Below are 13164 nucleotides of genomic sequence, written 5' to 3' on the forward strand. Positions count from 1 at the left end.
TGGCAAAGCGGCCAACAGGGTGGCTGGCATCGGCTATGCCAGTGCTCACCGGCAAAGGCGCGGCAGGCATTCGCCCAAACAAGCCCCTAGGCTTTTGTGCATTCGACCGAGGCCGCTGCGCCGCGCACCTGTCAGCATGCGCGGTAACAGGACAGGAGAATCCCATGAAGATCGTCATCGCCCCCGACTCGTTCAAGGACAGCCTTGACGCCGCCGGCGTCGCCCAGGCCATTGCCGCTGGCCTGGCCGAGGTCTGGCCGAGCGCCGAACTGCGCGAATGCCCCATGGCCGACGGGGGCGAGGGCAGCATGGCCGCTATCGTCGCCGCCAGCCACGGCGAGCAGCGCCGTCAATGGGTGCGCGGCCCGTTGGGCGAGCCCGTGCAGGCCAGTTGGGGCTGGCTGGCGGACAGCCACACCGCGGTGATCGAGATGGCCGAGGCCAGCGGCATCCAATTGCTTCCCAGCGCCCAGCGCGATGCCTGCCGCAGCAGCACCTGGGGTACCGGCGAGCTGGTCGGCGCAGCCCTGGCGGCCGGGGCCCGGCGTATCGTCCTGGCCATTGGCGGCAGCGCCACCAACGACGCCGGCAGCGGCATGTTGCGCGCGCTGGGCCTGCGGCTGTTCGACGCCGCGGGTCAACCGCTGGCCGAAGGCGGCTTGGCCCTGGCGCAGTTGGCACGGATCGACGCCAGCGCGCTCGACCCGCGCCTGGCCACTGTGCACGTGGAGGTCGCCGCCGATGTCGACAATCCGCTGTGCGGCGCCAATGGCGCCTCGGCCATCTTCGGCCCGCAGAAGGGCGCCAGCCCGGCGCAGGTACAGGCGCTGGACCAGGCCTTGGGGCATTTTGCCGACCACTGCGCGCGCTTGCTGGGCAGGGACCTGCGCGACGAGCCGGGCAGTGGCGCGGCCGGCGGCATGGGTTTTGCCGCCAAGGCGTTCATGGCCGCGCGGTTTCGTCCGGGGGTCGAGGTGGTGGCCGAGCTGGCCGGGCTGGAGGCTTTGGTGCAGGGCGCCGACCTGGTGATCACCGGCGAGGGGCGCTTCGACGCCCAGACCCTGCACGGCAAGACCCCGCTGGGCGTGGCGCGGGTGGCCAAGCGCTACGGCGTGCCGGTGGTGGTGTTGGCTGGAACCCTGGGGGCCGGTTATGAACAGCTGTACGCCCACGGCATCGACGCCGCGTTTGCACTGGCCAATGGGCCGATGAGCCTGGAGCAGGCTTGCGCCGAGGCCGACAGCTTGCTCAGGGCGCGTGCGGCCGACGTGGCGCGGCTGTGGCAGGTGGCCCGTAGTAGTCGGGCCTCATGAGCACAAGGTAATGGCTAGTGGCGTATGACGAGGATCTTGCAGCGCCTATGAGATCGAGCGCCGCCCGCGCGGCGCTCGATCTCCCAGGCGCTGCAAAACCCACGGCGATCCTCCCCCCCCGCGACAAGTTGTCTGCTTGACTAAAGCAAGCTATAGCCGATCGTCATCTTGACTTAATAGTCAGATTTTGTGATCGTGCGCGCCCTTCCAGTATCCCAAGCACCAGAAAAAGCATGGGCAGCCCACGAGCTACCCAGAGGATCAACCATGTCCAACCGTGATATTTCCCGGCGCTCGTTCCTCCAAGGCGGGCTGATCGCCGGTGTCGGCGTGACCATGGCGCCGCTCGGCAGCCAGGCGTTCGCCGCCCTGATGGAAAGCCAGGTCACCGCCTCGCCGCAAAAGTGGATGAACCACGACGGCAAGGTCCGCGTACGCAACGATGCGCTGTCCAAGGTCTGCGGTGAAAAAGTCTTCGCCCGCGACATCCGCAGCAAGGACATGCCAGGCTGGCCCCAGCAGCAAGGCCACGCGCTGTTGCTCAAGGCCACCAAGGCCGACCGTCTCTATGCCGGCTACGACCTGTCGATGCTGGGCGCCGACCTGCAGCCGGATCGCATCGTCACCGCCGACGACCTGAAGAAGGACGGCATCGCCTGGCCCGAGGCGCATTCCCCGGACCCGCTGCTGCCGCCTGGCCAGGTGCCGATGTTCATCGGCCACCCGGTGGCGATCCTGATCTGGCACGACTTCGAGCGCTTTCGCAAGGCCAAGCTCAAGCTGCAGTTCAACGAAGCGGCGATCCGCTACGGTGCGCAAGCCCCGCTGTACCAGCGCGACCCCTATGGCAGCTTCCGTTTCGTGCGCGTGGCCGGCAAGACGCCGTTCGACGAGGACACCTTCTCGAGCCTGAAGGACTCGCCGCTGTTCCCCACCATCCTGGCCCGTAAACCGGTATGGAACGTCGCGCCCAAGCAGCATGGCAGCCTCACCGAGCAGGGCATGTATCACGCCCAGCGCATCGACGAGCAGCTCAAGCAGCCAGCGCAAGACTGGCTGCTGTTCGACGAACGCTACAAGACCCAGTCGATCGAGCCGGCCGCGCTGGAACCGGACAACGGCAACGGTTGGTTCGACGCCGCCACCGGCACCTTGCATTTCGTCGTCGCCAGCCAGTGCCCGTTCGAGGTGGCGCAGGAATGCGTGCACATGATCAAGCCGTCGCGCTTCGGCCTGAAGCACTTGAACATGCACCCGGGCTACACGGTCGGCTACGGCTCCAAGGACAACAACATCTTCCCGTTCTACGCCGCTGTCGCCGCCCTGTACGGCGCGGGCGTGCCGATTCGCCTGGCCAACGACCGCTACGAGCAGTTCCAGAGCGGCATCAAGCGCCACCCGTTCGACATCCGCTACCAGCTGGCGGTGGACAAGAACGACCTGAGCTTCCAGATCTTCCGCGCCGAGATGACCGTCGACGGCGGCGGGCGCATCAACTACAGCCCGTCGGTGGCGGCAGTGGGGGCCACCGCGGCGCAGTCGATCTACTACATGCCGCAGAACGACCTAGCCGTGACCGCCTACCACTCGCGCGGGGTCGAGGCCGGCTCCATGCGCGGCTACGGCACCCTGCAGAGCATGGCCGCCACCGAGATGATGGTCGATGAAATCGCCAACCGCCTGGGTGTCGATGCCATCGAGCTGCGCCGCAGAAATGCCCTCAAGTCGGGCATGAAGAACACCCAGGGCGCGGTGCCCGCCGGCGCCCTGCGCCTGCACGAGATCCTCGACAAGGCCAGCCAGCACGAGTGGTGGCAGAACCGCCAGGCGCGCAAGCAGGCCGAAGACGCCAAGGACCACGACAACTGGTACGGCGTCGGCTTCGCCATCACCCAGAAGGACTTCGGCACGGGCGCCGAGGCGCCGCTGGCGGCCATCGAGTTCAACGCCGACGGCCAGATCAGCCTGCGCCATATCGGCACCGAACTGGGCACCGGTATGTCCACCTCCCAGGCCTTCGTGGTCAGCGACTTCCTTGGCCGCGCTGCCGACGAGGTGAAGACCGCGCAGACCGAATGGCCGGAGCTGGCCCTGAGCACCAGCGGCAACCCGTACCTGATGAGCCAGGCCGAGCAGGACGCGGCACTGCGCAACCCGCGTTGGGTGGCCAAGCTGGCCTCGCCGTCGTCGGCGACCAACTCGGCGTTCTACTTCAGCCACGCCACCCGCGAAGCGGCCCGGGTGCTGTTCAACCACGGCCTGTGGCCGGCGGCCGTGGCGCTGTGGCGCCAGGGCCCGTTCGGCGGCCAGGCCAACCCACTGGTGGTGCGCCGCGAGAACGCGGTGTGGGTCAACGGCGAACTGACCGGCAACGGCCTGGCGCCGATCCCGTTCGCCGTGCTGGCCAAGAAGGCCCATGAAATGGGCCTGGTCACCGGTGTCAGCGTGCACGCGTTCAACCGCTGGAGCTGGGCCGAGGCCGACTACGTCATCGACGGTGTGCGCGAGCGCCTGCCGCTGGACGGCCTGGCGGTGAAATACGGCGACGGCGCGGTGAACGCCAAGAAGGCGCAGATGACCAGCGCCGGCTTCCACCTGCTGGACCGGCAGAACACCGCGTACCCGGCCACCCAGCTGAACAACGCCATGGTCACCTACTACAGCCCGGTGGCGACCATCGTCGAGGTCAAGGTCAACAAGGGCAGTGGCGAGGTGAGCGTGCTCAACCACCACAGCTGGGTCGAGTGCGGCCGGGTGCTGGTGCCGGAACTGGTCAAGGGCCAGCTCGAAGGCGGTATCGCCATGGGCATCGGCCATGCCCTGCTGGAAGAAATGCCGTTGTACGAGGGTGGCCCGGGTGAGGGCGACTGGAACTTCAACCGCTATCGCCTGCCGATGGCCAAGCATGTCGCGGTGTGGAAGCAGACCTCGGAGATTCTGCCGCCGCTGTCGCCCACCGACCCGTCCAAGGGCATCGCCGAGGTGGTGATGATCCCGGTGGTCGGTGCCATCGCCAACGCCGTGGCCCACGCCATCGGCAAGCGCGTGCGCGACCTGCCCATCACCCCCGCCCGCGTCAAGGAGGCCCTAAATGGCTGAGCGCAAGCTGCAACTGACCCTCAACGGTCAATCCGTCGTCACCGAAGTGGTCCCCGATGACCTGGCGATGATCGACTACCTGCACGAATACCAGAACCTCACCGGTTCGCGCCTGGGCTGCGGCCAGGGTATCTGCCATGCCTGCGTGGTGATCGTCGACAACCCCGACGGTACCAGCGAGGAGGTGCGCACCTGCATCACCGGCGCGCACTACTTCGAGGGCAAGAAAGTGCGCACCATCGAAGGCCACGCCAAGCGTGACGAGGCCGGCAACCTGGGCGAGCTGAGCCCGATCCAGCAGAAGTTCGTCGAGCGCTTCGCCTTCCAGTGCAGCTACTGTGCCCCAGGCTTCGTCAACGCCGCCACGGTGCTGGTGGAGAAGGCCCAGCGCCAGCCGCTGAAAAACAGCGAGCTGGAGGGCGCCATCGAGGCCAGCCTGGGCCACCACGTGTGCCGCTGCACCGGCTACGTGCGCTACTACGAGGCGACCCGCGATGTGCTGACCGATCTCGGTCTGGTCAAGGAGGCTTGAGCATGATGCGCGTTTTCAACGGCCTGGCATTGGCCATTGGCGCGGCGCTGGCCTTCAGCGCCCAGGCGGCCGACCAGGACCAGGTCAAGCGCGGCGAATACCTGGCCCGCGCCGCCGACTGCATGGCCTGCCACACCGCCGAAGGTGGCGCGCCCTACGCGGGCGGGCTGCCGATCCATTCGCCGTTCGGCACCATCTACGGCACCAACATCACCCCGGACAAGCAGTACGGTATCGGCAACTACAGCAGTGACGAATTCTTCGCCGCCCTCACCGAGGGCAAGCGCAAGGACGGCGCCAACCTGTACCCGGCCATGCCGTACACCTCGTACCACCTGGTCAAGCGCGAGGATGCCGACGCCATCCACGCCTACCTGATGACCGTGGCGCCGATCAATCGCCCGGCCCCTGAAACCAGCCTGAGCTTCCCGTTCAACGTGCGCGCCGGCCTGATGGGTTGGAACATGCTGTACGGCAAGAGCGTGCAGCTCGAAGAGGGCAAGGGCAACAGCGAGGCCTGGAAACGCGGCCAGTACATGGTCGAGGTGCTCGGCCACTGCGGCGAGTGCCACACCCCGCGCAACCCGATCGGCGCGCTGGAGCAGGACAAGCGCCTGACCGGCGGCCTGCTCGGCGGCTACCTGGCCCCCAGCCTGCTGGCCAACGACCTGGCCGAGCGCGGCTGGAACCAGCGCGACCTGGCCACCTTCCTCAAGCACGGCATGAGTGCCCAGGGCAGCATGTTCAACGAGATGTTCCCGGTGGTGCACCACAGCACCCAGCATCTTGAAGACAGCGACCTGGCGGCCATGGCCACCTACCTGCTGGGCGACCAGCCGCCGGCGGCCAAGGTGGTCCAGGCCGTGGCCCACGAGACCCTGGGCGAGAGCGCCAAGCGTGGCCGCCAGCAGTACCTCAACGTCTGCGCCGGTTGCCATGGCGGCGACGGCGAGGGCAAACCGCACATCGCCGTGGCCATGCAGGGCAACACCATCCTGCGCCAGGCCGACTCGCGCAACCTGGTCAAGGTGATCGTCGAGGGTATCCGCGAGCAGCAGTTCACCGGCTTCGAGCGCATGCAGCCGATGCCGGGCTTCGCCGGCAAGCTCGACGACCAGCAGCTGACCGACATGGTCAACTACCTGCGTGAAGCCTGGGGCGGTTTGCCGGGCGACTTCAGCACCCAGCAGCTGGCCCAGCTGAAGGCGGACTGAGGTGCAGCATCTGGACCTGCAGGTGGTGCGCCAGGCCGCGCAGTGGTCCCGCGACGGGCTATCGGTGTGGCTGTGCACGGTGCTCTGCACCTATGGCTCGGCGCCGCGCGCGCCGGGCTCGCTGCTGGCGGTCAACGGCCAGGGGCGCTGGATCGGCTCACTGTCCGGCGGTTGCGTCGAGGAGGACTTCCTTGAGCGCCTCGACGCGGGCGAGTTCAGTGCGACCGTGGCCGTGGTGCGTTACGGCGACGGCAGCGACACGCGCTCGAACATCCGCCTGCCCTGTGGCGGCATCCTCGACGTGCTGGTCGAGCGCCTGCCGGCCGACTGCGCCACCCAGGCGCACCTCGGCGAGCTGGAGGCGGCGTTGTCGGGCCGCCGCCGGCTATTGCGCGAAGTCGACCTGAACAGCGGCGAGCGCCGCCTGAGTGATGACCACAGCCAGGGGCCAAGAGTGGAGCAGGGCGAGCATCAGGTGCGTCTGCGCATCGGCGCCGCCCAGCGCCTGCTGCTGGCGGGTTATTCGAGCGTCGCGCAGTGTTGCGCCGAGTTCGCCAAGGGCCTGGGCTTCGAGGTGGTGCTGTGCGATCCACGGGACGAAGTGATGGACAACGTGGTGCTCGACGGGATAGAAATCCGCCGTGAACTGCCTTCGCTGTTCATCGCCAATGGTGGCTGCCACCGCGATACCGCGGTGGTGGCGCTTACCCACGACCCGAAGATCGACGACCTGGCCATGCTCGAAGCCGTGCGTACCGAAGCTTTCTACATAGGCGTGATGGGCTCGCAGGCCACCTCGGAAAAACGCCGTGAACGCCTGCGCCGTATTGGCGGGCTGGACGACGCCGAGATGGCGCGTATTCACGCGCCCATTGGCCTGAACCTGGGCAGCAAGACCCCGGCGGAGATCGCCCTGGCGGTGCTCGCCGATATCCTGCGTACCCGCAGCGGCATTGCCCGCGAGGCCTTGTGAACGTCGTCGCGCTGGTACTGGCGGCCGGCCAGGGTTCGCGCTTCGGCGCGGACAAGCGCCGGGCGCTGTTGGGCGATGGCCGCAGCCTGTTGCAGCACAGCGTCGAGCGCGCCCTGGCGGTGTTCGACGAAGTGCGCGTGGTGCTGCGTGAGGGGGAGCGGGGCGAGGACCTGGGGTTGCCGGCGGGCTGTCGAGTCATCCATAGCCGCGATGCCGGGCTTGGCATGGGCCATAGCCTGGCGGCGGGCGCGGCCTCGCTAGGCAATAGCCAGGCACAGGCGGTCGCCATCCTGCTGGGGGACATGCCGTGGATTGCGCCTGCGACCTTCCAGCGTCTGATCAGTGTCGCTGCTCCTGCGGTCATCGTGGTGCCTCGTCATCAGGGACACAATGGGCATCCGGTGCTGTTCGGGCGGGCGTTCTGGGGCGAGCTCGGTGGGCTGTCCGGTGATGAAGGGGCGCGCTCCGTGTTACGGCGACATGCCGAACGCATCGTTGTGCTGGAGCTGGACGATGGCGGGGTGGTGCGCGACGTCGATACGCCGTCTGCGCTCGACTAGACTGCTCTGGGTCAATTTCCGGCACTACGTGACGCAGCGGATCAATACCGATAGCGTGGCCTGATTTACCGATGCCACAGGCAGCCATTGAGGGAAAACCCTCATTGCCGCTCGTCCGGTGGCCTCCTAGCATGGATCCGGTTTCCCATCCCAAGCCCAGGAGCACAGCCATGACCAACACCAACGACGACAAACGCCCAACCCCCGATCCGGCCGAGGACAACGCCTTCTTCCCCTCGCCGTATTCCCTCAGCCAGTTCACCTCGAGCAAGTCCGACCTCAGCGGCGCCGACTATGCCGATGCCTACCAGGGCGGGCGCTGGAAGATCCTGATGATCGGCGCCGACGAGCGCTACCTGCTCACCGACAACGGCACCCTGTTCTCCACCGGCAACCACCCGGTGGAAACCCTGTTGCCCATGTACCACCTGGACAAGGCCGGGTTCGCCTTCGACGTCGCGACCCTGTCGGGCAACCCGGTCAAGTTCGAATACTGGGCCATGCCCCGCGAGGACCAGCAGGTGCTTGGCCTGTTCGATCGCTACAAGCAGGCGTTCAAGCAGCCGCGCAAGTTGTCCGAAGTGCTCGCCAGCGCACTGGGTGACGATTGCGACTACATCGGCGTGTTCATCCCCGGTGGCCATGGCGCGTTGATCGGCTTGCCGCAAAGCGAGGAGGTCGGACAGGTGCTGCAATGGGCTGCGGACAACGACAAATTCGTCATCACCCTGTGCCATGGCCCGGCGGCACTGCTGGCTGGCGGCAAGCTCTACGATGGCTACAAGATCTGCGCCTTCCCGGATGAGCTGGACGCCAAGACCCCGGACATCGGCTACATGCCCGGCCACCTGACCTGGAAATTCGGTGAGCGCCTGGGTCGGCAGGGCGTGACCATCATCAACGAAGGTATATCCGGCGCCGTGCACCAGGACCGCAAGCTGCTCACCGGCGACAGCCCGCTGGCTGGCAATGCGCTGGGCAAGCTGGCCGCAGGCGCCTTGCTCAAGGCGGTCAACGGCCAGTGAGCGACATGCCGTTCGACAAGCTGGTGCAAGCGGTCCAGCACATCGAGCAAGCCACCACCCTGGCCATTGTCCAGGCGGCCGTGCGCAGCGTTGCGCGGCCGCTGGGCTATGACCGCTACGTGCTGTTCAGCGCCAGTGCCGCGCGCGACGAAGTGGTCGAGCGCATTCTCTGGGTGGAGGGGGCCTGGTTCGGCGAGGGGCAACCTGTCGATGCGCAGACCTACATTCGCCATTGCCCGGTCAACCGTCACCTGCTGAGCGCGCGCGCGCCGTTTTTCTGGAGCAAATGCCAGGAGGCGGACGGCGAGCGTTATCACGTGGTGAGGACACCAAGCGGGCCGGGCGTGCATGGCTTGCAGGTGCCGGTGTTCGGCCCGGCAGGGTTGGAGGGCGCCATGAGCCTGGGCGGGCAGCGCATCGAGGCGAGCGCCGGTGTGCGCCTGGGTTTGGCCTTGCTGGCCAATGCCGCCTTCAGCAACGCCCGGCGGCTGCTGGAAGCGCCACCGGGGTTGGGGCCGTTGTCCGAGCGCGAGCGCCAGGTGCTGGCCTGGACCGCCGCCGGCCAGCGCCAGGCCGATATCGCCGCCACCCTGGGGTTGTCGCTGCGCACCGTGGAGAACCACCTGCGCGCAGCGCGCCGACGCCTGGGCGTCAGCACCACCGCCCAGGCGATTCGCCTCGCCCTGGGCAGTGGCGCGCTCGACTGACTCAGCCCTTGTGCGCGACGTTCAGCACCACTTTGCCGACGTGCCGGCCAGACTCCATCAGCGCATGGGCCTGGCTGGCCGCCGCCAAGGGGAAGGTGGCGTGGATCAGCGGCTTGACCGCGCCGCTGCGCACATGGGGCCAGGCCTTGGCCTGCAGCTCGGCGAGGATCGCCGCCTTGTCGTCGGCGCTGCGCGCGCGCAAGGTCGAGCCGATATGGGTCAGGCGCTTGGTGAGCATGGGGAACAGGTCGAGCTCGGTGGCCGGGCCCTTGATCACGCCAATCTGCACGATGCGCCCGTCCATGGCCGCAGCCTTGAAGTTGCGCGCGACATAGTCGCCGGCAATGATATCGACGATCACATCGACGCCACGGCCTTCGGTGTGCAGCAGCACCTGCTCGACGAAGTCCTCGCGGCTGTAGTCGATGGCGACATCGGCGCCCAATGCAAGGCTCGCCGCCTGTTGCCCAGGGCCGTTGACCGTGGTGAATACCTGCGCCGCGCCCAGGGCCTTGGCCAGTTGCGTGGCGGTGGTGCCGATGCCCGAGGCGCCGCCGTGGATCAGCACGCGCTCGCCGGCCTTGAAGCCGCCGCGCTGGAACAGGTTGACCCAGACGGTCATGAAGGTTTCCGGCAGCGCCGCGCCCTCGACCATCGACAGGTTATCGGGCAGGTGCGCGGTGGTACGCTCGTCGGCCACGGCGTACTCGGCGTAGCCGCCGCCCTGGACCAGGGCGATGACCGCGTCGCCCAGGGCGAAGCCCTTGACCTGCGCGCCGAGCGCGACCACCTTGCCGGCGATCTCCAGGCCGGGGATGTCCGGGGCGCCGGCAGGTGGATCGTACAGGCCCTTGCGTTGCAACAGGTCGGGGCCATTGACGCCAGCGGCGTGAACCTGGATCAGCACCTCGCGTGGGCCAGGTTGCGGCGTGGCGTGGGTGGCGGCTTGCAAGACCTGCGGGCCGCCAGGCTGGGTGATGTCGATGGCGGTCATGTGACTGGGAACGGTGTGACGCATGAGGACCTCTGTCATTCTGAAGAAAGGTGCGTCACAGGGTATGGAACACGGCCGCAGCCGTCGCGCGGCGATTTTGCGCCGCACCCTTGCAGATTTTCTTCAACCAAACGCACGTGTAGGTAGGAGCCAGCCTTGCTGGCGAAGCAGGCGGCGCGGTGGATGCCACCGATGCAGCCCCTCTTGGAGTAAACGCATGAATTGGGATGACGCCCGCATGCTGCTGGCCTTGAGCCGTGAGCAGACCCTGCGCCGCGCCGCGCGGCTGCTGCGAGTCGACCAGGCCACGGTGGGCCGGCGCGTGGCGGCACTGGAGGCAGACCTGGGATCGACGCTGTTCCTGCGCACCCCTGGCGGCTACCAGCTGACCGCCATCGGCGAGGTGGCGGTGGAAATGGCGCAGAAGATGGAGCACGCCGCATTGGAGCTGGCTCGGCGTACCCGCGGCGCCGACAACGAAGAGGCCGGCGAGGTACGTATCGCCACCACCGACTCGCTGGCCCACGAGTTCGTCATTCCCGCGTTGCGCGCGCTACGCCAGAGCCACCCCGAGGTCCGCGTGGTGCTCAGCGGCGGCTCGGATATCGTCAACCTGTCGCAACGCGAGACCGACATTGCCATTCGCAACCAGCGGCCGGACAGCCCCGACCTGGTGCTGCGCAAGCTGGCCAGTTGGCAGATGGGCTTGTTCGCCGCAGAGGACTATCTGCAGCGCCACGGCCTGCCGCAAGACGGCAGTTTCGCCGGGCATGACCTGGTGGTGTACGAGCCTTACTGGCGCGGCCAGGCGCAGCCGACCCTGGTGGACGTGCCGATCAGCGAGGGCCGGGTGGTGATGGCGGCCAACGCCAGCATGCTGTTGCGCCGGGCTATCCATGAGGGGCTGGGGATCGGCGAGATTCCGCTCGAGCTTGGCCAGCGCGATGGTTTGCGCCGGGTGTGGCCGCAACGCACCCGGGCGCAGCCCTACGAGGTATGGATGGTCACCCACCAGGACCTGCGCCACACCGCGCGGGTACGCGCGGTGATCGAGCGGTTGGTGGCGGCCTTCGAGTGACGATCTGGCGCCTACAGCAAGCGGCTTTAGCCGCGAACAGCGAAAGGATCAGTACACCGAGCGTGCAGCCGTGCTCGGCGCGCTGTCCTTGAACGTGCCCAGCAACCCCTGCAAGCCACGCATCAGCACCGTGGTATCCACCCCCACCGCGACGAATGCCGCGCCGAGCTGGATATAGCGACGTGCCAGCTGCTCGTCGGCACTGAGGATCCCCGCCGCCTTGCCGGCCTGGCCGATGCGCAGGATGGCCTGCTCGATGGCCGCCTGTACCTCGGGATGCCCAGGATTACCCCGGTGGCCCATGGCGGCGCTGAGGTCGGCCGGGCCGATGAACACCCCGTCGACACCGTCCACCGCGCAGATGGCGTCAAGATTGGCCAGGCCCTCGCGGTTTTCGATCTGCACCAGCAGGCAAACCTGGTCGTCGGCGCGATCCAGATAGTCAGGAATGCTGTTCCAGCGTGAGGCGCGGGCCAGGGCGCTGCCAACCCCGCGTATACCCGCCGGCGGGTAGCGGGTCGCGCGTACCAGTTGGCGGGCCTGTTCGGCGCTCTCGACCATCGGCACCAGCAAGGTTTGCGCGCCGATATCGAGCAGTTGCTTGATCAGCGCGATATCGCCGATGACCGGGCGTACCACGGCCTGGCCAGGGTAGGGCGCCACGCCCTGCAGTTGGCCGAGCAGGCTGCGCAGGTCATTGGGGGCGTGCTCGCCATCGAGCAGCAACCAATCGAAGCCGACGCTGGCGGCCAGCTCTGCGCAGTACGGGTCGGCCAGGCCCAGCCACAGGCCGATTTGCGCCTGGCCGCCGCGCAGCCGTTGCTTGAAGCTGTTGATAGGCATGTCCATGGATTGTCCTTACACAAAACGGCAGGCGATCGAACCGAGCTGGTCGTAATCGACATGGAAGGTGTCGCCGGGGCGCGCTGCCACCGGGCGGGTGAAGGAGCCGCCGAGAATCACCTGGCCGGCCTCCAGGCCGACGTCGTGGGCCGCCAGTTTGTTGGCCAGCCAGGCCACGCCCTTGGCCGGGTGGTTGAGCACGGCGGCGGACACCCCGGACTCTTCGATCACGCCGTTGCGGTAGAGCACCGCCGGCACCTTGCGCAGGTCGATCTGGCCGGGCCGCACGGCCCGCCCGCCCAGGACCACCCCCGCGTTGGCGGCGTTGTCGGAAATAGTATCGAACACCTTGCGGGTGGCCCCGGTGTGCGGGTCGATCTGCTGGATGCGCGCGTCGATGATCTCCAGGGCCGGCATCACCCATTCGCTGGCCTCGAGCACATCGAACAGGGTCACGCCGGGGCCCTTGAGTGGCTTGCCGAGGATGAACGCCAGTTCCACCTCGACCCGCGGCACGATGAAGCGCGCGAAGGGGATGTCGCTGCCTTCGTCGAAGAACATGTCGTCGAGCAGCGCGCCGTAGTCAGGCTCGGTGATGTTCGAGGAGACCTGCATGGCGCGGGAAGTAAGGCCGATCTTGTGGCCGACCAGGCGGCGGCCATCCTTGATCTTCTGGTTCACCCAGGCGCGCTGGATGGCGTAGGCGTCCTCGATGCTGATCGCAGGGTATTCCAGGGAAAACTGGCCGACCTGTTCGCCGGCGCGCTCGGCCTGGTCGAGGCGCGCGGCGGCTTGCTGGATGATAGGGGCGTCGAGCATGGAAACC

General features: G+C 67.5%; 12 protein-coding genes. 9 read left to right on the top strand and 3 right to left on the bottom strand.

Going from position 1 to position 13164, the window contains the following annotated elements:
* Positions 1–164: 164 nt before the first annotated feature.
* From KSS95_RS14940 to KSS95_RS14975, 8 genes are all read left to right on the top strand, one after another.
* Complete coding sequence (locus KSS95_RS14940) at positions 165–1313, top strand: glycerate kinase (RefSeq protein ID WP_217847852.1); 1149 nt, start codon at positions 165–167, stop codon at positions 1311–1313.
* A 267-nt stretch (positions 1314–1580) separates the two neighbouring features.
* On the top strand, positions 1581–4412 hold the full coding sequence (locus tag KSS95_RS14945) for a xanthine dehydrogenase family protein molybdopterin-binding subunit (protein WP_217847853.1): 2832 nt from the start codon (positions 1581–1583) through the stop codon (positions 4410–4412).
* Positions 4405–4944, top strand: coding sequence for a (2Fe-2S)-binding protein (locus KSS95_RS14950; protein ID WP_217847854.1), 540 nt, complete (start codon positions 4405–4407; stop codon positions 4942–4944). The genes KSS95_RS14945 and KSS95_RS14950 overlap by 8 nt, the downstream gene beginning before the upstream one ends.
* 2 nt (positions 4945–4946) lie before the next feature.
* The gene (locus KSS95_RS14955; protein WP_217847855.1) at positions 4947–6158 is read left to right on the top strand and encodes a cytochrome c; all 1212 of its coding nucleotides are present in this window, start codon (positions 4947–4949) and stop codon (positions 6156–6158) included.
* Between the two features lies 1 nt (position 6159).
* On the top strand, positions 6160–7131 hold the full coding sequence (locus KSS95_RS14960) for an XdhC family protein (RefSeq protein ID WP_217847856.1): 972 nt from the start codon (positions 6160–6162) through the stop codon (positions 7129–7131).
* Positions 7128–7691: a nucleotidyltransferase family protein gene (locus KSS95_RS14965; protein ID WP_217847857.1), complete on the top strand. Its 564-nt coding sequence runs from the start codon at positions 7128–7130 to the stop codon at positions 7689–7691. Before KSS95_RS14960 ends, KSS95_RS14965 begins: the two co-directional genes overlap by 4 nt.
* 170 nt (positions 7692–7861) lie before the next feature.
* The gene (gene hchA, locus KSS95_RS14970) at positions 7862–8716 is read left to right on the top strand and encodes a glyoxalase III HchA (RefSeq protein WP_217847858.1); all 855 of its coding nucleotides are present in this window, start codon (positions 7862–7864) and stop codon (positions 8714–8716) included.
* Positions 8717–8721: 5 nt separating this feature from the next.
* On the top strand, positions 8722–9423 hold the full coding sequence (locus tag KSS95_RS14975) for a PA1136 family autoinducer-binding transcriptional regulator (RefSeq protein WP_217847859.1): 702 nt from the start codon (positions 8722–8724) through the stop codon (positions 9421–9423).
* Position 9424: 1 nt separating this feature from the next.
* Here KSS95_RS14975 and KSS95_RS14980 read toward each other — a convergent pair whose 3' ends face one another.
* Positions 9425–10417 carry an NAD(P)H-quinone oxidoreductase gene (locus KSS95_RS14980; protein ID WP_217853992.1) on the bottom strand — a complete coding sequence of 331 codons (993 nt, stop codon included), beginning with the start codon at positions 10415–10417 and terminating at the stop codon, positions 9425–9427.
* A 217-nt stretch (positions 10418–10634) separates the two neighbouring features.
* Between KSS95_RS14980 and KSS95_RS14985 the strand changes: the two genes are divergently transcribed.
* Positions 10635–11495 carry a LysR family transcriptional regulator gene (locus KSS95_RS14985; RefSeq protein ID WP_217847860.1) on the top strand — a complete coding sequence of 287 codons (861 nt, stop codon included), beginning with the start codon at positions 10635–10637 and terminating at the stop codon, positions 11493–11495.
* Between the two features lie 48 nt (positions 11496–11543).
* Here the strand turns inward: KSS95_RS14985 and hpaI are convergent, their stop codons facing one another.
* Entirely contained in the window at positions 11544–12344 is an 801-nt protein-coding gene (gene hpaI / locus KSS95_RS14990; protein ID WP_217847861.1) for a 4-hydroxy-2-oxoheptanedioate aldolase, read from the bottom strand.
* A 9-nt stretch (positions 12345–12353) separates the two neighbouring features.
* Entirely contained in the window at positions 12354–13157 is an 804-nt protein-coding gene (gene hpaH / locus KSS95_RS14995) for a 2-oxo-hept-4-ene-1,7-dioate hydratase (protein WP_217847862.1), read from the bottom strand.
* Positions 13158–13164 lie beyond the last annotated feature (7 nt).

It is taken from the genome of Pseudomonas muyukensis (assembly GCF_019139535.1).
Classification (GTDB): Bacteria; Pseudomonadota; Gammaproteobacteria; order Pseudomonadales; family Pseudomonadaceae; genus Aquipseudomonas; species Aquipseudomonas muyukensis.

What these genes read in the sequence shown, in the direction of transcription:
- hchA (WP_217847858.1), top strand. Translation starts at nt 7,862, where the DNA reads ATGACCAACACCAACGACGACAAACGCCCAACCCCCGATCCGGCCGAG.
- hpaH (WP_217847862.1), bottom strand. Translation starts at nt 13,157, where the DNA reads ATGCTCGACGCCCCTATCATCCAGCAAGCCGCCGCGCGCCTCGACCAG.
- KSS95_RS14980 (WP_217853992.1), bottom strand. Translation starts at nt 10,417, where the DNA reads ATGACCGCCATCGACATCACCCAGCCTGGCGGCCCGCAGGTCTTGCAA.
- KSS95_RS14950 (WP_217847854.1), top strand. Translation starts at nt 4,405, where the DNA reads ATGGCTGAGCGCAAGCTGCAACTGACCCTCAACGGTCAATCCGTCGTC.
- KSS95_RS14945 (WP_217847853.1), top strand. Translation starts at nt 1,581, where the DNA reads ATGTCCAACCGTGATATTTCCCGGCGCTCGTTCCTCCAAGGCGGGCTG.
- KSS95_RS14975 (WP_217847859.1), top strand. Translation starts at nt 8,722, where the DNA reads ATGCCGTTCGACAAGCTGGTGCAAGCGGTCCAGCACATCGAGCAAGCC.
- KSS95_RS14985 (WP_217847860.1), top strand. Translation starts at nt 10,635, where the DNA reads ATGAATTGGGATGACGCCCGCATGCTGCTGGCCTTGAGCCGTGAGCAG.
- KSS95_RS14955 (WP_217847855.1), top strand. Translation starts at nt 4,947, where the DNA reads ATGATGCGCGTTTTCAACGGCCTGGCATTGGCCATTGGCGCGGCGCTG.
- KSS95_RS14940 (WP_217847852.1), top strand. Translation starts at nt 165, where the DNA reads ATGAAGATCGTCATCGCCCCCGACTCGTTCAAGGACAGCCTTGACGCC.
- hpaI (WP_217847861.1), bottom strand. Translation starts at nt 12,344, where the DNA reads ATGGACATGCCTATCAACAGCTTCAAGCAACGGCTGCGCGGCGGCCAG.